Origin of the sequence: Vibrio penaeicida (assembly GCF_019977755.1) — a bacterium.
In the GTDB taxonomy this organism is placed as follows: Bacteria; Pseudomonadota; Gammaproteobacteria; order Enterobacterales; family Vibrionaceae; genus Vibrio; species Vibrio penaeicida.
The window spans coordinates 1118684-1140793 of the sequence record NZ_AP025145.1 but is presented as its reverse complement, the minus strand read 5'-3'; the positions used below and the strand labels follow the sequence as shown (position 1 = coordinate 1140793).

Here is a 22110-nt window from a genome sequence, read left to right as displayed (position 1 = left end):
AAAGATCTGATAATTTAAGCCGATAACGATCAAAAGGACAATGTTACGGTTTGATTATGAAAAAAATCAGTTTATCCACTACTATCGCACTCGCACTCGCTGCAGGTTCTGTTAATGCTGCAAACTATTCTGTTGATGGTCGAGGTGACGCCATGGGAGGAGTAGGGGTTGTATCCGCTGATTTTCTATCGGCACCATTCTATAATCCTTCTCTTGCCGCCTTGTATCGACGAGACGACAACGCTGGTATGATCATCCCTGGTGTAGGCTTAACCTACACAGATAATGGTAAAATGCTGCAAGACATAAAAAACGCGGCTGACGCAATTGATGCTGGTAACCCAACCGAAATCTTATCTGTTTACGACAAACTCGTTGGCGACGAAATAGCGTTAGATATAGGTCTTACGGCTGCTTTTGCTATTCCAAACCAATTCGTATCTATGAACGTGTTTGGTAAAATCTATACTGAATCATACATCACTGCCGATATGGCACCTAGTTCCGTTCCTGATATCGACAAACTCGACCAATCACTGATTAAAGTCATGGGGATTGGCGTTACTGAACTCGGAGTAACATTCGCAAAATATTACACACTGTTTGGACAACATGTTTCTATCGGCGCATCGCCAAAAATTCAAAGAGTGTATTCAGTTGCCAGTCACGCTTCCTTTTCCAATTTCGGATTCGGACGTATCACCGATTCTACAGATGGTGAAACCGCATTCAACCTAGACTTAGGAGCTGTATGGTTTTACGGACCTTTTAGAATTGGTGCGTCTGCAATGAATATAATGACACGTGACATTGTCACCAATCAAGAGAGTGTAAATGTAGGTGGACGAGTTGTTGAAATAGGTGATACCTATGAAATGAGACCAAATTACACCGTTGGTGCTGGATTAGTTGGCGATTATTACACCTTTAGTGTCGATTACGATTTAGTTAAGCGAGACAAGTTCAAAGGCATGAGCGGCGACGATTCACAGATGCTTAGAGCAGGTATTGAAGTTGATGTCATGAGACAGCTACAACTTCGTGGTGGTTACTATACCAATCTTGCTAAAGAAAACGACGAAGGCACAATCACCGCGGGTATAGGGCTAACTCCCCTGGGTATCATCACTATGGACTTAGGTGCGAGCTATACCAATGCCAATTCAATGGGTGTTTACGTTAATTTCCTTGGCAGTTACTAACTATTTCGTTATCCTCGGCTTCCGATAATAGGGGAGCCTAAATATGTTCCAAGATTTACCTACGTTAACTCATAAAGAGCAACAAGAAGCCGTGGAGAGAATACAGTCTCTTATGGCGCAAGGAATGAGTACAGCAGAAGCAATAAAAATAATTGCAAACGAAATTAGGGAAGAAAAGAAAGGCTAGGGCAACCTAGCTTTTTTTATGTCTGTCATTCTCCACACTCCACCTCTCCGTCTTTCTCGTTCTATACAAGCATTTTTGAAAACTCCATTCGCCAAACTAAGCTCATAAGTCAAACAATCTCTCTTTCACTCTTCTCAGAAAATTCTGTTACAGGGCTGAGACGTTACAAGTTGAGCTATATAGTAAATATCACACGTAATCACCAGGATAAAAACCTAACAAACGAACTTAAACCTTAAATAACAATGAGTTACAGTTGTAATATGTTTCTGATTTGTCCCGAAAAGAATAGGTTTGTATTTTTTGTGTGTAAGCACTTGCTATATCGTTAGCGTATATAAAACGACGTTAGTCACAACTTATCCACATTTGGTAATTAAATTACGAAGTGTGTTTGAGGCATAAAAAAGGCTCCTTATAAAAGGAGCCTTGTCTGAGAAGCTAGATACTTGTGATCGTTATTTAGAAGCAATAACTTTACATTTGGGCAGGGTATAATGCGTTTTTTTAAGGCATTGTCTCATAGCCATTTCTTCAGCTTCAGCTTGTGAATTCACTGCAGTTGCAAAGCCTAGAAGTCCGAGTTGATTTCCTGCAATGGCAGAATGGCTACTACTGGAATTGAATTTGTTGAACGTTTCTATGTCTTTGATGCTAGAAACTTCTACAGGGTAGCCTTTGGTATCAATATTTATTGCTGTTTCTTCAAAAGCAGCAATTTCACATTTCTCAGGGTCTGATGATCTTGCTGAACAAAGAAGCAATGCCTCTTTTTTTGCTGCTTCTATAGAAAGCTTTCCGCTCGCAAAACCAAATGCCATCGCTCGTTTTCCTTTCCAATGAATGGCGAAAGCTTTGTTCGATGGAAGTTCCATATACGCGTTGAACCTTTGCGTCGTCCAAGCGTGAGGATAATATTTGATACTATCTTTTAGAGACGTAGAAATGTGGGATTGTGTTACTGATTGTTTATAATCACTGCTATCTGTTGTAGCGGCACATCCTTGCAAGATAAAAGTTCCAAGAATCAGAACGAAACGACACTTCATAATTATAATATTCTCGTTAATATTGCTTTAAATAAACCTATTGGTTTGTTCATTTAAGTATGCGATTCCAAATAAAAAATGTATAGGGATATCCACTGTGAGATGTGATACTGATCCGGAAATTTATGGGATGTTGAGCCCAAAGCCTGATTTTCGATCAGCTATTTGACAATTAGTCAGTAACTATATGTCTTTGATTCTCAATCATTTGACTTGCATTCTTTAAAAGAATGTAATGCGAACATTTATTTCGAGGGCATAGTTATTTTCTGAGTAGCGTAGGATTTTTCGGATCTCCACACGCTGTGCACGTAGACATTAAGTAATAAGAGAATCAAGTTGTTCGACATGGAGCGGACAGATCTGAAATGGTAATCAACATCAAGTGGTCGCCGTTCTTCAAAGAATCTTTGCGAGTAAGCTTAGAAAGACATTTTTACTTGGGAGATTTAGGACATTATCGCTTTGGGTTTACACATTCAGTGCGCATTATCTATCTTATGTTAAATTAAGTGTAAACCTACGTAAGAACTACGCCTCTTCCTTTGTCCTAACCCACCAAAACTCGAGCTATTTAACCATAATACTATTTACCATAAAATAGCTAATAATCATTACTTTAATCAAAGATTAAGACACGATTATTAGCGCTTAGACTATGTGTGCGGCAGGCATAAAAAAAGCCAGATTGACCTGGCTTGTGACTATCCAATATCTATAAGTCTTAGCCGCCGGCTAACTTAACAGTAAAGCCTTTCTTTTCTAGGTGCGCTTTTATTTTATCACGACTATCACCTTGAATTTCGATCGCTCCGTCTTTTACTGAACCACCACATCCGCATACTTTTTTCAGTTCTGCCGCAAGCAGTTTTAAAGGAGCGTCATCCAAATCTAGCCCAGTGACGATACATACACCTTTACCTTTCCGTCCTTTAGTTTGGCGCTGAATTCTAACTACACCATCACCTTTAGGGCGTTGCTCTTTAACTTCTTCAGGCTTAATACGCCCAACTTCCGTTGAATACACGAGAGACATGCTTGATTCTCAATCCTATCGACAAAAATTTATTTTATCCTTTTTTGGCGGCAGCAGCCAAGTGTGCATCAATGTGTTTTTGAATGGCGAGTTTTCCACCTTTTATCAATCTACCATTAAAGAAGCAATACCAAGCGTTAGGCGCACCAGTATCGTTTTTAAGTTGGAAACCATTGTAATTTTCTTCTGTCCCAGCAGCGACTTTCTTAGCTTCCAAAGTTGAAAACTCTTTGGGGTCAATCAGCGATGCTGTATCACACCACCAATCAATGCTTTTCTTCACTGAAGCAAGGTTCCCGGAAAGTACTCTGTTTTTTATTTTAACTTGCCATACTTCGCCGTTGGATGACTGCAAAGTAAAGCCGCGGTGCATACTCGTTGCCATATTGCTGAACTCTTAGTTCTTTGTTTCTATTAATAATAATTGTAATCCTTGGATTCGCAAGTAGAATTAGTAACATTATTGCCTGTTATAGTGCGTTAAAATGAAGAAAAACATATCTCCGATCACAGATTCATCAATTAGAGCCGCAAGTGTAAAACAGTTTTCACAACAAATTAACGTTAATACGTTAGATGAAATAACAAGTTATCAGTATTCAGCTAATTCATTGAAGTCTATGGTTAATGATTGGAATCATTTTGTTTCATTTTGTGCAGAGAATAGTGTTGCTTCCCTACCCGCTTCTATTGCTGCAGTGAAGGGATTTCTAATAAAAGAATCCTCTAAGAAAAAATTTGCTTCAATACGAAGATGTTGCTTAACCATTGGTACGATACATCGAGTTCATTCGTATTCAGACCCAACAAATCATCGTCAGATTAAGTTTTTACTAAGTGAATTACGACTTCAAAAGCATGGTGATTCTAAGAGTGTTCGCGCTTTTACTAGTGAGCATTTGTATGACCTGTACAATCTACTTTCTTCGTCGATTCTAGCCAAAGATATACGAGATTTAGCAATTTATTGCGTCATGTTCGAGTGTGCACTAAAACGTTCCGAGCTTAGAGGTATGAAAATGGATAACATCGGTTTTAAAAACGAAATCGCTATTATTCATTTGGGTGACAAGGTATATGAGTTGAGTATCAACTCTTCTCTCGCGCTAAGAAAATGGATAAGTAAGAATGATACCAGTATTCTTTTTTGCCGCATCGATAAGCATGAAAACCTGTATGAATCCACACTAGATGACTCTTCCATCTATCGTATTTTTAGAAGAGGCAGCCAGCTACTCGGATTGTCAGGACGAGAGAGATTTTCAGGTCAATCTAGCCGTATAGGTGCTGTCAAAGAGTTGGCATCGCAAGGCTACAAATTGAAAGAAATTCAAGATTTCGGCAGGTGGTTGAGTCCCGCAATGCCTGCTCAGTATTTGGGAAAGCTAGGCACTGCGGATAAAGAAAAACTGAAGTTTGTAACGATTAAACCTTGGGATTAACGTAGCGAATTGCTAATGGCATCGCTTAAAAAATCTGTAAAACTTATCCCGTAATGCTCAACCATTTTAGGAAACATCGAAATGGGCGTCATTCCAGGGAACGTATTAACTTCATTCAAGTATATTTCGTTATCTTCAGTTAAAAAGAAATCTATTCTAGAAAGGTCTTTAAGCCCCATATGCTCAAATACTTTTCTAGCGTGTGCACGTATTTCTTCTACTTGTTGTGCCGTTAAGTCTTTGGCTTCAACTTCTGTTATAGAATGGCTATCTGCACCGTACTTCTCTTCATACGTATAAAAGCCATGTTCTGGAGCCATGATTTCGCCAGGCTTGGTAATAATTAGTTCACCTTGATATTCGAATGCAGCGAGCTCTAATTCTCTCGGTTTAACCGCTTTTTCTATCAGTACTTGCTCAGAAAACGAAAAAGCTTTATCAATCGCATCTTTTAGCTCGGACTCTTTTGTGACCTTGTAACAGCCCACAGATGAACCCTGCCTTGCCGCTTTTACAAATAGCGTTCCCCATTTATTAAATGCATCGATTGATTTTTGATAAGCATTTTCGTTGTTATCGGAAAGGAAAACGTAAGGAGTATTTGGAATATTTAGCGCGTCATACCAAAGCTTGGACGTGATTTTATTAAAACTGTTTGTACTCGCTTCTGGACCACACCCAAGATAAGGGATTTTTGCTAGCTCAAACATGGACTGAACATCACCCGTTTCACCTGGGTATCCATGCAGACACGGAACAATATAGTCGATACGAAATTCGTGATCATCGCCTTTTAGCATTGAATGCGCTATATCTAACTCTGTTTTTGTACCACAGTCTAAACGCCATTCTTCTTTTGTCATTTCAACACGAATGACATTAAAGCAATTATTTAGCTCAAGCTGCTGCTGAATAAAATTGGCTGACACCAGAGAAACTTCATGTTCACTGGATCCCCCGCCGCAAAGTAAAAGAATATTTTTTTTAGTCATCTTATGGGGTCTTTCCATGAAAAACTGTCTGATATCATTCTAAAGGTTTGCATATCAATATTCAGTAAATTTTAGGTAATTAGCTGTGCAACCGGTCAGCATGTAAGCCTTACTGATAATTGTTAATACTTTTTTATAAAACTCAAGCACAAAAAAAGGGCTTTCGCCCTCTTCTATATGTATGAAAATTAATTCAACTTATCCATTACTGGGTAGTCAGAGTTCTTTATTGCGTCAATACTCTTAGGGAAGGGTTTCAACTTTTTAAAATCCTCTGGCAACGTAGCAATTGCCGCTTTGGCTTCTGCCGATGTTGCATAGTCACCATATAAGATTGTGTACCAATTGGTTCCATTGACTTGCTTATAGTTGCCCCAAATTGGCTGACCTTTAGGTAGTCTGTTAGCAAACCTTTCTAGCTTACTTTCTCTATCCAAAGCTATTACTTGAATAGTATATCCATAGCGTGGGTTTGATTTTAGCTGATTATGTGTCGGCGGAAGAATCTTGATCTTCTTTTTTTGAACTTGCGGTTTAGGAGCAAGTTTCACCACTTTCTTCTCTTCTTGGACTGCGACCATTGGCGTTGTTGTTTGAGCAGCCATCTTAGGTGTTTCATTAATCGAAACTTCTTGTATTTGTGCTTGCTGGGTAATTGGAGCTTGGATCGAATCTATTTTGTAATCTTCTGTATAAGATTCGCTAGTCACCCCTTTCTCGTATGTATCCGAGGCACAAGCTGCCAATAGTATCGAAAGACTGATAATTGAAATTTTTTTCATGTGTAATGCTTACGCTAATTTATTCTTTTCAAATCATGCACATTGATTCACGCAGAATCAAGTGCAGTCCCCAGTTAATTGTAACTCAACTCGTGATGATTCCCACAATATTCGCTCTAGAGGAATTAGTGTTTAGTTTTTTTGCGAACAACATGGAACGAACGACACCAAACACTGTTATAGATCACATACTGAAATCTATCTATACGATAGCTTAAATTGCTTACACTTATACTAATACAACTCAATAAGTTAGCTTCAGATTTTCGTGTTGAAACCTGAAACCACGGATAGTATCGGTATATACTAGTAAGATGCTTGCGAAATTGTTTTTATGTATTTTATGGAGCGTTGATGAATCGGTTAAATAAGCTTCTCAGTCCAACATCTGTTGCGGTTATAGGTGCTTCACAGTCACCAACGCGGGCTGGCTACATCGTAATGAACAATTTGCTCCAAGGGGGATTTCAGGGAGCAATTATGCCAGTGTCCCCTAAATACAAATCTGTATGTGGCGTATTGGCCTATCCGACTGTCGAATCTCTGCCAATCATTCCTGACCTAGCAATTTTGTGTACACATGCATCCCGAAACGTAGAGCTGTTTGAACAAATAGCGAGGAAAGGTGTTGGCGCAGTGGTCATTCTTTCGTCTGATATGCACAGTCTCGATCAAAATGGTGACTCTTTTGAAAAGAAATGTGTTGAGTTAGCCAGACGTTACAACGTAAGAATTCTCGGACCTAATAGCTTGGGTTTGATCCTACCCTGGCACAGTTTCAATGCTTCTTTTTCTCCTGTTACGGCCCTTCCCGGGAAAATCGCTTTTATTTCTCAATCCGCCGCTGTTTGTACCACGGTTTTGGACTGGGCAAATGACAAGCAGATTGGGTTTTCTGCATTTATCTCAATTGGTAATGGATCGGATGTCGATTTCGATGAACTACTCGACACACTTTGTACAGACAGTAAAACCGAAGCAATATTGCTTTACATAGACAGCATTAAAGACGCAAGACGTTTTATGTCTGCCGCTCGAGCAGCAAGCCGAAATCGCCGAATACTCGTTTTAAAGGGTGGTCGCTCGATTGCAGGGCAAAAAGCTGCAACATTACATACAGGCAGTATTCCCAGCTTGGATGTTATATATGACGCAGCGATACAGCGCTCTGGTATGCTGAGAGTAAAAAACACCCACGAACTGTTCGCAGCAGTAGAAACACTGACTCATTCTGTTCCCCTTCGAGGCGAGCGCCTAGCCATTGTTACAAATGGAGGTGGTCCCGCGATTATGGCTATCGATACCCTAATGGATAAAGGTGGTAAGTTAGCGGAATTGAGTAACGATACAACTAACAAACTCTCTAGCCTACTGCCCGCGAGTTGGTCTGGCTGTAACCCTATTGATATGATTGGTGACGCCAATAGCCAAAGATACGTTGACACAATTGGTACGTTAATGGACGGAGATGAATTCGATGCGTTGTTGATAATGCACAGTCCATCTGCTGTTGCGCATTCAACCGAGACAGCGCAAGCCATTATCGATTGCGTCAAAAAACACCCCAACGCCAGGCGTTTTAACATTTTAACCAATTGGTGTGGCGAACAAAGCACAAAAGATGCGCGTCAGCTTTTTACACAAGCCGGAATTCCAACGTACAGAACACCGGAAAGTGCCGTTACCGCATTCATGCACCTAGTCGAATACAGGCGTAATCAAAAACAATTAATGGAAACACCTGCTTCAGCGGGTCAAATTGAGCACAATGATGTTGATCTTGCGAGGGACTGGATAAATAACCAGTTATCCGATGGAAACACACATTTGGATACCCACCAAATAGATTTCTTACTAAAACAATACAAATTCAATGCCTTACCAACTTGGCTCGCAAGCGACCCATCCGAAGCTGTACATATTGCAGAGAACATCGGCTATCCCGTTGCTGTTAAACTTCGTTCACCCGACATCGCTCACAAGTCTGATGTGCAGGGAGTTATGCTTAATTTAAGAAACAGCGTCGAGGTTGCTTCGGCAGCGCAATCTATTCTGGATCGGGTTTCTCTTACTTACCCGAGTGCTCGTATACAGGGCTTATTGATACAAGGCATGGCCAACCGGGCTGGCGCTCAAGAAATCAGAATCAAAGTCAAATCAGACCCAACCTTTGGCCCTGTCATACTGTTGGGTGAAGGCGGTTCTGAATGGAATGAGGCAATGGATGCCACAGCTGCAATTCCACCTTTGAATATGACCCTTGCTCGCTATCTTATCGTTCGAGCAATTAAAAGAAACAAGCTCAGAGTTCAACAACTCCCAAACCCGATGAGCGTCGACGGGCTTAGTGAATTTCTAGTGCGTATTTCGCAAATGGTAATAGATTGCCCTCAAATCAAAGAACTGGATATACATCCAGTACTCGCTAACGGTGAAGATTTTACAATCTTGGATGCGGATTTGACTATCGAAGAGTTCGAAGGCGATTCTCACCAACGTCTTGCTATTCGCCCTTATCCAATCGAACACGAAGAACATGTAGTGTTAAAAGATAACAGCAATGTTTTGCTACGCCCTATCCTGCCTGAAGACGAGCCCGATCACGCTGAGTTCATCTCAAACGTTTCGAAAGATGATCTCTACAAGCGATTCTTCAGTGATGTCGGTGAGTTTAATCACGAGGCATTAGCTAACTTCACTCAGATAGATTTTGATAGGGAAATGGCATTTGTTGCTCAACAATATCATGAAGGCAAGAAACGAATCATTGGCGTAGCAAGAGTACTCTCTGACCCAGAAAACTTCGATGCCGAATTCGCTATCTTAGTGCGCTCTGATCTCAAAGGGTGTGGGCTCGGGCGAGTATTAATGGATAAGCTGATAAGATATTGTAAAGATAGAGGAACCAAACAGATGTCCGGTATGACCATGCCGACGAATCGTGGCATGATCATGCTAGCTCAGAAAATGGGGTTTGAATTGGATATTCAGTTTGAAGACGGCATTGCCGATATGAGGCTTCCTTTAAACGAGTAGTCCACTTTCCAGTTTTTCTTAATGTATTGAATACACCAAGATTTACTTTTACCCATTTTATTTCTTCGCCAAGCGAGCACAATTTCAACAGGGGCGTCTTCAGTCCCTTCTATTTTTCTTAGAAGCTTCTTGTCGATCATCTCTTTCGCTATATGGGTTGGAATGGTTCCAATACCGAGCCCAGCAGTCAACGCTTCCACTTTTGCGTGGAAACTTGTTACCGTTAATCTAGGTTGTTCATCCAAAATATTTCGGCTCAGCGCTGGTGCTTCTCTTGCAGTATCTGCGATCACAATTGCGCGATAATGGCTGCGTGAATCGTTATCGAACTCGCCTTTTCTCTGATGTATATAATGATCGTAAGCCGCTACCCAAGTCATCGACATCTCGCCAATTGGCTCTGCTTTTACATCCTGCGGGTAAGTATCTGGTTTCGGGCAGATAAGAAGATCCGCGCGATCGTAAGCAAGCGATTCCCAACAACCAGCTAAAATTTCTTCTTGTAGCTTAACGCGTGTTTTACTGACCGCTCCCAAGTGCTCAACCAACGGGAAAAATGTGTTTACAGGAACAATACCATCGTGAGCGATCGTTAAATCCAATTCCCATCCGTGTGCAAGCACGTTTGCATCCGATACCATATCTTCTGCCGCGCTTAAAAGCATTCGACCTCGTTCCAGCAGCAACTTACCCGCGTGAGTAAACGTCGCTTTGTGTCCTGACCGGTCAAAGATAACTAAATCGAGATCCTGTTCCAGTTTTTGAATCTGATAACTAAGGGAAGATGGTGCTCGGTTAAGCTCATTTGCGGCGGCGGCGAAGCTACCTCTTCTGTCAATGGCATCAAGAATATGTAAGGCTTCTAGGGTAATTGGGCTATTCAAGGGGTTCTCTCTGGTTTTAATTCCTCTATACCGACATTCTATACAAATAGTCAACCTGTGCTTGAGTTTTTCAAAATGTTGACTTTAGTATATAAAAAGCCCCCGAATCAACGAGGGCTTATTCAATTACAAATTACTCAGTAATTTCTTGATATCTGAAGACAAGGTTACCCGACGTCAAAGAACCTGTACGCCCTTTGTTGCCAATAACTTGAAACTTGAAATATCTTGGTGTGGCTTCTTTTTCGTCTTTAACAATATAAGTAGTAAAAGTTGGCCACATTTGGTGTTTTCCACCGACATTATACTGTAATGGTCCATAGTTACCGGGTTTAGTTAAGGCACCTGACGCTAAATCACTATAGTAACGATAAACTTGCTCCGTAGATCCTGTAGATTCAGGATCCGTAACAGCAGCAGCATTTGCTACTGTTAGCGTCCCTACAGCTGCTTTGCCACTACCAGAAACACCACCATTCACTTGAATTGGGTAATCACGCCCTTCTACTTTTACGCTTAAATCCCAGTTATCATTCTCAGTAACGATAGCATTAGTATTTGCGTCAAAGAAAACTTGCTCGTTTGTGAAGTCTATTTCTTTATCTACGCCAGTTTGGAAGTTTTTCGCATTGCTATCCCAAAGTTCGGTTGTAAATACAAGCTTTCTGCTTGGGGACGCGCCAAATACTACGGTGACTGACTTAACTGATACACGCGCATAGTCGCTACCCGAATCTGTACGAATTATCCAACCATTACCTGCTTTTGCTGTAAATACAGGAGCACCGGTACTGTAGTCAGCATTCAGCCAATCTTCAGTTTTAATTTGGGTTTTTATATTGTCTGTTATGAAGTCACTGTCATTACAGTTAGACAAATTGACTTTTTCAAAGTCTTGAAGCGTTGATGTAATAGTAAGTTTCTTAAACTCACTTTCTACAGGTTTAGAATCCGAATCAAAAATATCGCTGTAATTATGTGCAGCACATGCCGAAATTTTCCCATTTCCAGATACACCACCATTTGTCGAAAATCCGACGTATTTCTGATATGCCACTTGCCATGTGTCATCAGTCACAATGGCGTTGGAATATAGGTCGACGGTAGTTTTTGCACCTTGGCTTGCATCTACATCGAGCACTGTCGCTTTTGAAGAAGTAGGTTGCTTGGTTGTTGGTGCATTAGAACTATCGGAATTGCCATTACATCCAGCCAAAAGACCCGATGTTATCGCTAATGCAAGAGCGCTAATTTTTAACTTACTCATTTTATTTGTCCTTAACTAAGAGAATTAACCTTTAATCTGTAAACCCGCGTAGAAATACCTTCCTTTTGTTGGTCGATTATCCAACCCATTAGAAGGTGTATTCCTTACGTTGTCAGTTAGGTTATTGATTCCAAAAAATATTTTAAATTGGTTATTGATTTCAGTATTGAGTTTCAAATCTGCGGAAGTATGTGCAGGAGAAGTGATGGTATTGTCTGAATCTTTAAATTCACTTGATTGATACTTTCCACTCAAAGAGACTTCAGTTTTCAACAAGGGGATTAGATAGTTTAAAGAAGCAATATATGTGTGCTTCGGTCTATCGGGGATAACTGTATCTGTTAATAAATCTCTTGCTTCTAAATAGTTGTATGCAAATTCTCCAGATAGAACTTGAGAGAGTGTAAAGTTAAGCGCACTTTCTACACCTTGTGTTTTAACTTTTTGATAGTTGGTGTATTCGTAGATTTTTAGGTCTGATCTTGATTTTTCTTTATTCAAATCAGTTGCAATAAGATCTTTAATATCATTTCTAAATAGATTGATATGAGCATTAACATTTTGGTGAAGGTTCCACTCAGCTCCTAATTGGTAACTAACAGAAGACTCAGGGGTTAACTCTTTATTTCCTAGTACTTTGTAACCTATTGCGCTATGGTCAAACTCATAAAAACGTTCTTTTAAATTGGGGACTCGATACCCTGAACCTACGCCTGCTCGTATTTTTAGGTTTTTCTCATTGAAATGTGCTGGAGTGTAAAGTGCATTTAGTTTTGGGGTAAATTTAACGCCAAAGTCAGCATCATTTTGTACTCTAAAGCCAGGTAACAATTCCAAGTTGTCTGTAATAAAGATATCGTCTTGTACGTAAAACTCATGGCGTTGACTCTTAGCTTTATCTACCTCTATTGTCCCATTGTTTTTTTGTTCTAAAGTATCAACACTTGATAGAAGTCCTACGGTCAGAACTTGCGATTCGCCAATTGGAGCGTCAACTTGAATTTCAGCTTGGTGAGTAACGGATTGAGCCTCACGTGTTTGGTCATAATAAATAGTGCTAAGGTCATCCTGATGAGTGGATTCATCCATAGCTCTTAGTGTAAACATCCCTTTTTTAGTGACACCCTAAATTAGAGTCTTCCGGCAATTTCAACTTAGCAAGATATTCCCAAGGGGTCAGGTCACCCAGCGAGCTGTGGGGACGTTCATCGTTGTATTCTCGAACCCAGTTTTCTGTTAGCTCACGTACCTCTTTTAACGTTCTGAACACATACATGTTGAGTATTTCATCTCGATAGGTCCGGTTGAACCTTTCAACAAACGAGTTTTGTGTGGGCTTGCCTGGCTGTATGAATTCGAGTTGTATGTCATGTTGTTCCGCCCATTCAGCTAAAGCCGTTGAGATAAACTCTGGACCGTTATCCATACGTAACTGACTCGGATAACCTCGCCAGGCGACGATGCGTTCCAACACGCGAACAACTCTTTGAGCGGGAAGATTCAAGTCAATTTCAATGGCCAGCACTTCACGGTTAAAGTCATCGATAACAACATTGAACGTCCTGAAGCGTCTACCACACATCAGTGAATCGCTCATGAAATCCATTGACCAACATTGATTGAACGTTTCTGGCACACAGAGAGGGGCAGGCTCTCTTGTTGGTAGCCGCTTCTTTCCACGACGGCGCTTATTCAACTTCAGTTCGCAGTAGAGTCGATGCACTCGTTTGTGGTTCCAGCGATACCCCCATCGCTTAAGCACTTTGAATAACATGCCAAAACCATATGCAGGATAACGTTCAACGGCTTCTTGCAAGGCGGCAATCACAGGGGCATCTCGGTGCTTATCTGGTCGATACCGATAGACCGAGTCACTGATGCCGACTAAACGACAAGCCCTACGCAGACTCACACAGTGACAATTATTGACGTAATCCACCCACTCTCGCCGAATCGTGGGCTTTACAGCTTTTTTTCGACGATATCCTTAAGGATTTTATGGTCGAGGCTCAGTTCAGCAAACATTTGCTTCAGGCGTCGGTTTTCATCCTCAAGCTCCTTCAGTCGCTTCACGTCTGAGGCTTCCATGCCGCCGTACTTGGACTTCCAGTTGTAGTAAGTGGCATCTGATATGCCATACTCTCGGCAGACCTCTTTGACCAACCTGCCAGCCTCAACTTCTTTCAGAATCTTGACGATTTGCGTTTCTGTATAGCGTGATTTTTTCATCAGTGTTCTCCATTTGGTTTAGTTTAAACCGAAGAACTCTAATTCTAAATGTCCCTAGTTTAGGGGATGATTACATTAGCATGTAGTAAGCAGATAAAAGTACATCATCTGCAAACTGATCTTCATACCGGACAGACAGATCATACCTTGTAGATTTTTCTACTTTAGACATTTGCTTTTCACCAACACCTGGAGAAAACGTTTCGTAATGCCTGTATATATCTTCTTGATACAAAGTTGGTTTAATTTCAACTAAACCTGTATCTGATGTTCTCAATCCTGCTGTCAACGATATATTTGATCGTGAGCCTGCATAGTCCTCAAAGTTAAAAGTACCCTTGTCGAGATCAACTCCCCCCATGTTACGAGAGTCACCGACAAATTGAAGATACCAATTGTCTTCACTATAAAGGGCGTATAGATTTGCATGACCATCGTTGATCGGAAAGTCCCGAACATTATGCTCACCATAGGTTCCTGCATCTAAAGTTAATTTAAACTCATTACTCTTGTTAAACGGTCTTTTGGTTATGATGTTAATTACACCCCCCATTGCATTAGACCCATAAAGCGCGGATACAGCACCTTTTACAATTTCAATTTGTTTAACTCCGGCAACCGCGATTTTACTCACATCTGTCGCTGTACCCGACGTAGGGCTAGTTGGAAGTCCATCAACTAAAACTAATACTCGTTGACCGTCGACCCCTTGAAGTATTACCTCTTTCCCACCTTTTCCATGTCGGTCAACAAGTTGAACACCTGGAACAAATCGTAAGGCTTCTTCTAGGCTTCTAGCATGATTACGCTCTAAATCTACTTCTGTAATAACCTCTGTACGTACTGGAGTATCGAGAAGAGCCCTTTCCGTTTTTGTTCCAGTAACAACCATAATTTCTGGTGTTTTTGTGTTAGCAGTTGCGTAACCAGAAACAATTGCAACGGAGATGTATGGCAATAAACGAGTTGATAAAGCTTTCACACGAAATCTTCCTTAGGCGTAAGCAAGCGAATGCTGTACTGTAGTTTTAATTTGTGCGAATCTTAATGATAGTCGTTATCAATATCAATAAGGAAATTGTAAAATATACCGACAAGTCATGAAAAATGGGGATTGATTAGGTGAGGAGGTTTATATAAAACCGGGGAAAGCAGCAGATACCACATAAAAACAAAAAATCCAGCAAAGGCTGGATTTTTACAAGTTCGAAAATTTCTAAAAAGTAATCAAAAAGTGACTGAAATATTTCGAGATTATTTGTTTTCTGCCATCTCTTTCTTAACCATTACAGCAGCTGCAACGATGAAAGTGATGATAAGCGCTAGCTCCATCGGTGTCCCCTGAAAATTGAATTACAGAATTGTTGCTTACTGCGTTAAGAAAATGTTTTTTAACGCTCAAAATTAAGCAACGCGGGTATTCTAACAGGTTATGGATTGAGCGAAAGCCCTTAACGAGATTTTTACGAAAAATATCGATTCAGATCAAAAAAGGAGCGAAATCGCTCCTTTTGTTAAATTTGTTAGTCTGAATACCCTTCTGGGTTTTGTGACTGCCAACGCCACGTATCTTCAGTCATTAAATCTAAAGAACGCTCGGCTTTCCAGCCAAGTTCGTCAGTGGCTTTCTTAGGGTCAGCCCAACATTCTGCTATATCACCCGGTCTACGGTCGACTAATTTATAAGGGATATCTTTGCCACTGGCTTTTTCAAAAGCTTTCACCATATCTATCACGCTGTACCCGTTACCAGTACCTAAGTTATAGATATGTAGCCCGTTTTTACTGCCAACGGTATTCAATGCAGCAAGGTGTCCGTCAGCTAAGTCCATTACATGAATGTAGTCACGTACGCCAGTTCCGTCTTTTGTTGGGTAATCACTGCCAAAAACGGATAAAAACTCTCGGCGACCTACTGCAACTTGAGAAACAAAAGGCATCAAATTGTTAGGAATGCCTTGCGGGTCTTCACCGAGGTCACCAGTCGGATGTGAACCAACGGGATTGAAGTATCGCAACAGTGTAATGCTCCAATCTGGGTTTGCCTTTTGAAAATCGGTTAGGCACTCCTCTACCATGAGCTTACTCCGACCATATGGGTTGGTCGCACTGGTTGGGAAGTCCTCTGTAATCGGAACAGATGCTGGGTCACCATAGACAGTAGCAGAAGAACTGAATACCAATGTTTTCACGTTCGCTTCGCGCATAGCTTCAACAAGAACTAGAGTTCCATGAACGTTGTTATCATAGTATTCCAAGGGCTTTTCAACAGATTCACCAACTGCTTTAAGCCCCGCAAAATGAATACACGCTTCAAGCTCATGTGCTTTCATGGTTTCGACTAACAATGCTTTGTTTCGGATATCGCCTTCTACAAACACAGGTCTAGTCCCAGAAACTTTTTCAATCCTATCTAATACACTGGATTTACTGTTGTACAAGTTGTCTAGAATAACTGGTGTCATCCCAGCTTCTATCATTTGAATGCAAGTGTGGCTGCCGATATAGCCCATGCCACCAGTAACAAGTACTTTCATCATTATTCCTAAATGGTGAGATTGACGTCATTCTACTTTCGATAAACTCAGATTAGTAGTCTCAAAATTCAAAGTAACTGGATTTGATAGAAAATTCTTCCAAGTTTTTTTTGTTTTGTTCGTTAAAGTGATACTGACGTTTATACCCAAGTAGCATTAGAAAATGTCCAACAGACCCTAATGACTTCTCAACTCACTTAAACCCCATTATTCTTATATTTAAAAATAGGAGATATACACGACATGACCAAGGAAAGGTTAAAACTGAATTGCGACATGGGCGAAAGCTTTGGATCATGGAGTAAAGGGCTTGATGAAGACGTCATGCCCTGGGTCGATATGGCGAACATCGCCTGTGGGTTTCACGCTTCAGACCCAGATGTTATGTCTAAAACACTGAAGCTCGCAAGGAGCCATTCGGTTAAAGTTGGTGCTCATCCGGGTTATCACGATCTCATTGGATTCGGGCGTCGCACCATCCCAATGACGCAAGACCAAATAGTACACTCTATCGTGTACCAAGTGGGTGCATTAAAATCACTCGCTTCACTTAATGACGTGCATCTTGACTACATAAAACCTCATGGTGCTTTGTATAACGACATGATGCAGAATGAAAATGTGTTCATTGGTATTTTAGCTGCCGCTGAAAACTTTTCCCTTCCAGTGATGATTTTAGCGTCTAGCGACAATACGCGTTATCTAGATTTAGCGGATCAATTTAATGTACCGCTGCTATTTGAAGCTTTTGCAGATAGGGCATATCAAGATAACGGACTTTTAGTACCTAGAAGCAAACCAAACGCTGTTCATCATAAGGAAGAAGATATTTTCTATCAGGTTATGCAGCTTGCAAAGTACGGAAGTATCACTAGCGAAAATGGTAACGCTATTCAAATTGAAGCAGATACGATTTGTGTGCACGGTGACAATCCGGAATCGATTGCCGTAGTTCAGCGTATCGCGCAGGGTTTACAATCATTATAAGATTTATATAGAAAAAGCGAGGATCACCGGAAGCCAATGAACCTCGTATGATGGAGATAGAGGCGTTATCGCCCCAATGGGTTTATGACTACCGAATCCCCTTCTTTCAGCCCTTTTCTCACCTGCGTTCCTTGCCCAAGTTGAACCAATTGGGTCTTCAATTTACCTTCTTCATATACTTTTACGTAATCAAGTTGACCAACTTGATATAGAGCATTTTCCGGAACACTTAGAACACGGGTTTTGTGGCTAAATACGAAAACCTTTCCATACACACCCGGATATATCGATGGGTTATTTGATAGCGCAAGCTTCACTACAAAGCTCCGTGAAGATTGGTCAGCGGAAGGTGATATTTCGACTACATTAGCTTTACCTTCATAATGTGATGTGGGCAATTCAAGCTGGAGTTCAGTACCAAGCTTTACTCTACTTATCAGAGATTCAGAAACATTCACTTCCAACTGTAATGATTGGGGGTTATATAGAGTCATAAGAGGTGCCCCGATTATTGCGGTATCACCAACCCCGACGGCTTTAGTGGTTATAACACCGTCAAAAGGTGCTCTAATAACACTATAATCAAATGTGGTTTGTGCTTCTTTTAACGCCGCTTGGCTCTGCTTAAACGAAGCTTTGGCAGACTCTAGTTGTGATTCTATGCGGTCAAATTCTGACTGAGGCAATAGCTTCTTCTTCACTAACTCTGATACCCGCTGATACTCTTTAGAGGCTGCATTCATTGAAGCTTGAGCGGAAGACAAACGTTGCTCTGCTTGTTTAACTCTTGCGTCCAAATCATCGCTTTCAAGACGTATCAATACCTCATCCTTAGTTACAACGTCACCAATATCACTTGTTATTTCAACCACTTTAGCGGTAACTCTGGCTGAAAGCTGCCCTTGCTGGTCGGCAATCACTGTGCCTGTAAACTCTCGTAATTGAGGCTCTTCAGTGTACTTTACTACAACGGTATTGAAGTCGGCGGTTACCTCATTTTGTACTGGTTTCACACTGACTTTTTCGGAAAATCCACCAGCCATATAAATAAACAAAACGACGAGTATCGCAAACAAACTCGTTCCAAGTAGAAGTTTTGACGATCTCATATCTCTTCTCCGTTATTAACTGGCAAACCATGCCCTTTTACATTTGAATACGCTAGGTGATACACGACTGGGATAACAAGTAACGTAAAGACTGTGGAAGCGGTTATTCCAAATATGACTGCCCATGCAAGACCGTTAAAAATAGGATCCAGCGTTATCACTACATTTCCTAGTAGTGTTGTACCAGCAGTAAGTAGTATCGGTCGAAGCCTGACAGCACCAGACTCAATCAAAGATTGTTTAAGTTCTTTACCTTGAGCCAAGGATTGCTGAATGAATTCGATAAGAACAAGTGAATTTCGAACCACGATACCCGCTAACGCGATCATTCCGATCATAGCTGTTGCAGTAAACAGAGCAGGATCTGGGTAACCATTGATATCGTCACTCATTGCATTTAGGAACCAAAAGCCAGGCATAATGCCTATCACGGTAAGGGGTATCGCAAGCATGATTATCCCAGAGACTGCTGGTAGCCCCGTTTGAATAAGCATTATGATGAATACACCTAATAATGCAGCGCCATAGGCAATCCCCAAATCTCGGAATACGTCGACGGTGATTTTCCATTCTCCTTCGCCACTCCATACCACATTGGTCCCTTCACTTACTGACCACCCCTGATGACCACCGTTCGAAAGATAATGTCTCTCGGACAATTCACGTGATTCCTCAGAGGGCTTCCTACCCTCATCGGAAATAACGTCAGCAATAATTTCACCTGGCACTCTTCCCGCTGCTTCAGCGTAGACATAAACGACTGGCTTTAAGTTTTTATGGTAGATCGGCTGATCTTTCGATCTTTTCTCAAAATGCCCTAACTCTGAAAGTTGAACGAGGGGCTGTGGTGAATCTTCAAGGCTGCCATTCACGTTTTGTTTACTGATCCCTGCTTGACCCCGAACATATAATGAAAGCAAATTATTAAGGCTATCTCGCTGGGATTCCGGTAATCGTATAACCACAGTAAGTGGTTCGATTTCTCGTTCCATTTTAAGATTCGCTAGGGACAGTCCCTGATTGGCAGCAACAATAGTTTGGTTGATATCGCTAACTGAGATGCCAGAAAGCGCCGCTTTTTCCCTATCAACAACAAATTGCCAGATCTCTATTTTCCCTTGAATACTGGTATCGACTTCTGAAACAAACGGTTCTTGTTTCAAACGAGCCGCTACTTTCTGAGCTTCGCTTTGTAACCTTTCGTATGAAGTTGTCTCTTCTCCATATACTTCTGCTGTTAGTGTGGCGATAACAGGCGGACCTGGCGGGACTTCAACCAGTTGGATTGAAGCGTCGAATCGATCAGCAATGGCTTCCATGTCCGCCCTAACTCGCGTAACGATTTGGTGCGACTGCTGACTGCGCTTATCTTTATCAACTAAGACAATTCTAAGTTCGCCTTGGTACGGCATCTCTCTCATAAAATAGTGCCTAACCATGCCATTAAAATCCATGGGCGACGCTAACCCAGCGAAACCAGAAACCGATTTAACCTCTGGCTGCTGAATCAAGTAGTCAGAGAATTCACGCAGTGCATTTGATGTGCTCACAAAGCTCGTCGATTCAGGCATGTTTACAATCAGTTGGAATTCATTTTTATTGTCGTAAGGTAAAAGCTTTAGCGGAACGAGACGCAAGGCGGGTAATAACGCAGCGCCAATAAACAGGGTTGCAACCAAGCCTAAAAACACCCAACTGTTCTTTTTAGATAACAATATAGGTGTCATCAACTTGTTATAACCGCGATAAAGCAAGGTTGTTTCTAATTGATACACCCCTCTTTGTGCTGCCGTTCTTAAAATCTTTCTTGCAAGCCAAGGTGTGATCATGAAGGCAACGATGGTGCTGAATATCACTGAAACAGGCACATTAAAGGCAAGCGGTGCCATATAAGGCCCCATCATCCCTGTTATGAAAAACATTGGGGTAAACACAATGACGATAGCCACGGTTGACATAAGAAGCGCTGAGCGTATTTCCCCCATCGCCAATACAATCGCTTTGGTACGCGATAGATCTTTACGTTTCAGATACCTTTCTATGTTGTCTATACTGGCAATTGGGTCATCAACAATAAGGCCGAGCGCTAAGATTAATGCAAAAAGTGTGACTCGGTTTATTGAGTAACCAAACGCTAAATCCATTCCTAACGCCGCACCATAACTTATCGGTATGGCTATCCCTACGACTAGTGCACTTCGCCAATTTAAAAATAATCCAACAAATACGACGACCGTAATAATTGAGATTCCAAGGCTCGAAACTAGGTCGCCAACTTTGTCATTTGCCGTTTCCCCATAATTTCTAATGATGTCAATTTGGACGGCTTCAGGGAATTGCGTCGACTTGAGTAAATTCAACTCCTCAATAATCTCATTAGCCACACTTACCGCATTGGAACCATTTTGCTTAGCGACGGAAATAAACACGGCTGGATAGAAAGTATCATCAGTAGTCCCATATTGAATCCACGTATCGGTAGTGGGTTCTTCTGGTCCGTCATTGATAATGGCAACGTCTCTCAAATAGACAGGTTTTCCGTCAATCACGTTAACAACTAAGCTGCCTAGTTCATCAGCACTGCTAAAGAACTGCCCCGACTCAAGATAGTAAACCTCCCCTAGTTGATGGAAAGTACCCGCACTTTGTTTAGCATGACTTAAACGAAAAGCACTCTGTAAGTCATCAATAGTGGTTTTTCGACTTGCCATTGCTGAAGCGTCTAATTTGACCTCAACAACTCTAGACTGACCTCCGGTTACTTTTACAACGTTCGTATCATCTAAAGACTTCAGCCTTTGCGTAGCCTGAGTGGCAATACGTTTTAACTCGAATGTTCCTAGCTGATCTTGATCAGTGGAATACAGAGCCGCGACCACTATGGGTACATCATCTATCTCTACAGGCTTTACCACCCAGCTCGCAACCGATGATGGGACAATATCTTGGTTTGAATAGAGTTTGTTATAAAGCTTTACCAAAGCGTTTTCTCGATTCTCACCCACGTAGAAACGAACAATCACTTGTGCTTTGTTTTCCATGGATGTCGAGTAAACGTATTCCACACCATCGATTTGGCTAAGTAACTTCTCTAAAGGTTCTGTTACTTGCTTTTCAACTTGTTTAGCACTTAACCCAGGCGCTTCAATCAAAACGTCTGCCATTGGCACAACGATTTGTGGATCTTCCTCTTTCGGTGTGAGCCATAGAGCCGTACCGCCAATAATTAGTGCAAAAATGATGAGTATCGGAGGGAAATAACTGTTCATTACAGAATGAACAAACCCTTTATTGGAAGCAGACCTCATTACCAGTTCCTTTTTATACACGTCATAAAACCCGCGCTAGGCGCGTAAATGTTTAGGGTCTGT

General features: G+C 41.3%; 18 protein-coding genes. 5 read left to right on the top strand and 13 right to left on the bottom strand.

All coding sequences use genetic code 11. The annotated features are described in order from the left end of the window. The first annotated feature begins 56 nt into the window (after window positions 1-56). Together LDO37_RS23375 and LDO37_RS23370 are read left to right on the top strand one after the other, a co-directional pair. Window positions 57-1202 (top strand): conjugal transfer protein TraF, encoded by a 1146-nt coding sequence (locus LDO37_RS23375; RefSeq protein WP_126609039.1) that lies wholly within the window; start codon window positions 57-59, stop codon window positions 1200-1202. Window positions 1203-1245: 43 nt separating this feature from the next. After that, window positions 1246-1389 (top strand): YoaH family protein, encoded by a 144-nt coding sequence (locus tag LDO37_RS23370; protein WP_101115065.1) that lies wholly within the window; start codon window positions 1246-1248, stop codon window positions 1387-1389. A 458-nt stretch (window positions 1390-1847) separates the two neighbouring features. Here LDO37_RS23370 and LDO37_RS23365 read toward each other — a convergent pair whose 3' ends face one another. The 3 genes from LDO37_RS23365 to LDO37_RS23355 form a co-directional block, all read right to left on the bottom strand. Beyond that, the gene (locus LDO37_RS23365; RefSeq protein ID WP_126609038.1) at window positions 1848-2210 is read right to left on the bottom strand and encodes a hypothetical protein; all 363 of its coding nucleotides are present in this window, start codon (window positions 2208-2210) and stop codon (window positions 1848-1850) included. 952 nt (window positions 2211-3162) lie between these two features. Further along, window positions 3163-3474, bottom strand: a complete 312-nt coding sequence (gene yciH, locus LDO37_RS23360) for a stress response translation initiation inhibitor YciH (RefSeq protein ID WP_126607088.1) — start codon at window positions 3472-3474, stop codon at window positions 3163-3165. 34 nt (window positions 3475-3508) lie between these two features. Continuing rightward, a complete protein-coding gene (locus LDO37_RS23355) occupies window positions 3509-3859 on the bottom strand; it encodes a DUF3319 domain-containing protein (protein ID WP_101115069.1) in 351 nt (116 codons plus the stop codon). 100 nt (window positions 3860-3959) lie between these two features. Here LDO37_RS23355 and LDO37_RS23350 point away from each other — a divergent pair, with 100 nt between their 5' ends. Next, the gene (locus LDO37_RS23350) at window positions 3960-4916 is read left to right on the top strand and encodes a tyrosine-type recombinase/integrase (protein ID WP_224055912.1); all 957 of its coding nucleotides are present in this window, start codon (window positions 3960-3962) and stop codon (window positions 4914-4916) included. Here the strand turns inward: LDO37_RS23350 and LDO37_RS23345 are convergent. Both LDO37_RS23345 and LDO37_RS23340 read right to left on the bottom strand, forming a co-directional pair. Beyond that, window positions 4913-5908: a D-alanine--D-alanine ligase gene (locus LDO37_RS23345; protein ID WP_126608167.1), complete on the bottom strand. Its 996-nt coding sequence runs from the start codon at window positions 5906-5908 to the stop codon at window positions 4913-4915. The two genes, LDO37_RS23350 and LDO37_RS23345, sit on opposite strands and share 4 nt — an antisense overlap. A 188-nt stretch (window positions 5909-6096) precedes the next feature. Further along, window positions 6097-6690: an SPOR domain-containing protein gene (locus tag LDO37_RS23340; RefSeq protein WP_126608166.1), complete on the bottom strand. Its 594-nt coding sequence runs from the start codon at window positions 6688-6690 to the stop codon at window positions 6097-6099. A 354-nt stretch (window positions 6691-7044) separates the two neighbouring features. On the opposite strand from LDO37_RS23340, the gene LDO37_RS23335 reads away from it, so the two are divergent. Next, entirely contained in the window at window positions 7045-9726 is a 2682-nt protein-coding gene (locus LDO37_RS23335; protein ID WP_126608165.1) for a bifunctional acetate--CoA ligase family protein/GNAT family N-acetyltransferase, read from the top strand. Here LDO37_RS23335 and LDO37_RS23330 read toward each other — a convergent pair. The 6 genes from LDO37_RS23330 to galE all read right to left on the bottom strand — a co-directional run bounded on the left by LDO37_RS23330 (window position 9678) and on the right by galE (window position 16643). Next, entirely contained in the window at window positions 9678-10610 is a 933-nt protein-coding gene (locus tag LDO37_RS23330) for a LysR family transcriptional regulator (RefSeq protein WP_126608164.1), read from the bottom strand. The genes LDO37_RS23335 and LDO37_RS23330 overlap by 49 nt on opposite strands. Before the next feature lie 133 nt (window positions 10611-10743). After that, window positions 10744-11877 (bottom strand): HmuY family protein, encoded by a 1134-nt coding sequence (locus tag LDO37_RS23325; protein WP_126608163.1) that lies wholly within the window; start codon window positions 11875-11877, stop codon window positions 10744-10746. Window positions 11878-11901: 24 nt separating this feature from the next. Further along, window positions 11902-12966, bottom strand: a complete 1065-nt coding sequence (locus tag LDO37_RS23320; RefSeq protein WP_185829824.1) for a TonB-dependent receptor plug domain-containing protein — start codon at window positions 12964-12966, stop codon at window positions 11902-11904. A 25-nt stretch (window positions 12967-12991) separates the two neighbouring features. Continuing rightward, window positions 12992-14106, bottom strand: a protein-coding gene (locus tag LDO37_RS23315) for an IS3 family transposase (RefSeq protein WP_224056084.1) whose coding sequence is annotated in 2 segments (ribosomal slippage) — window positions 12992-13854 and window positions 13854-14106 — 1116 coding nt in all. Because the reading frame shifts where the segments join, the coding sequence is not laid out codon by codon here. Between the two features lie 70 nt (window positions 14107-14176). Next, window positions 14177-15088, bottom strand: coding sequence for a TonB-dependent receptor plug domain-containing protein (locus tag LDO37_RS23310; RefSeq protein ID WP_126608237.1), 912 nt, complete (start codon window positions 15086-15088; stop codon window positions 14177-14179). Between the two features lie 541 nt (window positions 15089-15629). Next, complete coding sequence (galE, locus tag LDO37_RS23305) at window positions 15630-16643, bottom strand: UDP-glucose 4-epimerase GalE (RefSeq protein ID WP_126607485.1); 1014 nt, start codon at window positions 16641-16643, stop codon at window positions 15630-15632. Between the two features lie 243 nt (window positions 16644-16886). Here galE and LDO37_RS23300 point away from each other — a divergent pair, with 243 nt between their 5' ends. After that, entirely contained in the window at window positions 16887-17630 is a 744-nt protein-coding gene (locus LDO37_RS23300; RefSeq protein WP_126607482.1) for a 5-oxoprolinase subunit PxpA, read from the top strand. A 65-nt stretch (window positions 17631-17695) separates the two neighbouring features. On the opposite strand, the gene LDO37_RS23295 is transcribed toward LDO37_RS23300, so the two are convergent. Together LDO37_RS23295 and LDO37_RS23290 are read right to left on the bottom strand one after the other, a co-directional pair. After that, on the bottom strand, window positions 17696-18739 hold the full coding sequence (locus LDO37_RS23295) for an efflux RND transporter periplasmic adaptor subunit (RefSeq protein ID WP_126607481.1): 1044 nt from the start codon (window positions 18737-18739) through the stop codon (window positions 17696-17698). After that, window positions 18736-22047: an efflux RND transporter permease subunit gene (locus LDO37_RS23290; RefSeq protein ID WP_224055910.1), complete on the bottom strand. Its 3312-nt coding sequence runs from the start codon at window positions 22045-22047 to the stop codon at window positions 18736-18738. The genes LDO37_RS23295 and LDO37_RS23290 overlap by 4 nt, the downstream gene beginning before the upstream one ends. Window positions 22048-22110 lie beyond the last annotated feature (63 nt).

Bases quoted from the DNA above. Each gene is read 5' to 3' on its own strand.
- LDO37_RS23375 (WP_126609039.1), top strand. From the start codon at position 57: ATGAAAAAAATCAGTTTATCCACTACTATCGCACTCGCACTCGCTGCA.
- LDO37_RS23370 (WP_101115065.1), top strand. From the start codon at position 1,246: ATGTTCCAAGATTTACCTACGTTAACTCATAAAGAGCAACAAGAAGCC.
- LDO37_RS23365 (WP_126609038.1), bottom strand. From the start codon at position 2,210: ATGGCATTTGGTTTTGCGAGCGGAAAGCTTTCTATAGAAGCAGCAAAA.
- yciH (WP_126607088.1), bottom strand. From the start codon at position 3,474: ATGTCTCTCGTGTATTCAACGGAAGTTGGGCGTATTAAGCCTGAAGAA.
- LDO37_RS23355 (WP_101115069.1), bottom strand. From the start codon at position 3,859: ATGGCAACGAGTATGCACCGCGGCTTTACTTTGCAGTCATCCAACGGC.
- LDO37_RS23350 (WP_224055912.1), top strand. From the start codon at position 3,960: ATGAAGAAAAACATATCTCCGATCACAGATTCATCAATTAGAGCCGCA.
- LDO37_RS23345 (WP_126608167.1), bottom strand. From the start codon at position 5,908: ATGACTAAAAAAAATATTCTTTTACTTTGCGGCGGGGGATCCAGTGAA.
- LDO37_RS23340 (WP_126608166.1), bottom strand. From the start codon at position 6,690: ATGAAAAAAATTTCAATTATCAGTCTTTCGATACTATTGGCAGCTTGT.
- LDO37_RS23335 (WP_126608165.1), top strand. From the start codon at position 7,045: ATGAATCGGTTAAATAAGCTTCTCAGTCCAACATCTGTTGCGGTTATA.
- LDO37_RS23325 (WP_126608163.1), bottom strand. From the start codon at position 11,877: ATGAGTAAGTTAAAAATTAGCGCTCTTGCATTAGCGATAACATCGGGT.
- LDO37_RS23320 (WP_185829824.1), bottom strand. From the start codon at position 12,966: ATGGATGAATCCACTCATCAGGATGACCTTAGCACTATTTATTATGAC.
- galE (WP_126607485.1), bottom strand. From the start codon at position 16,643: ATGAAAGTACTTGTTACTGGTGGCATGGGCTATATCGGCAGCCACACT.
- LDO37_RS23300 (WP_126607482.1), top strand. From the start codon at position 16,887: ATGACCAAGGAAAGGTTAAAACTGAATTGCGACATGGGCGAAAGCTTT.
- LDO37_RS23295 (WP_126607481.1), bottom strand. From the start codon at position 18,739: ATGAGATCGTCAAAACTTCTACTTGGAACGAGTTTGTTTGCGATACTC.
- LDO37_RS23290 (WP_224055910.1), bottom strand. From the start codon at position 22,047: ATGAGGTCTGCTTCCAATAAAGGGTTTGTTCATTCTGTAATGAACAGT.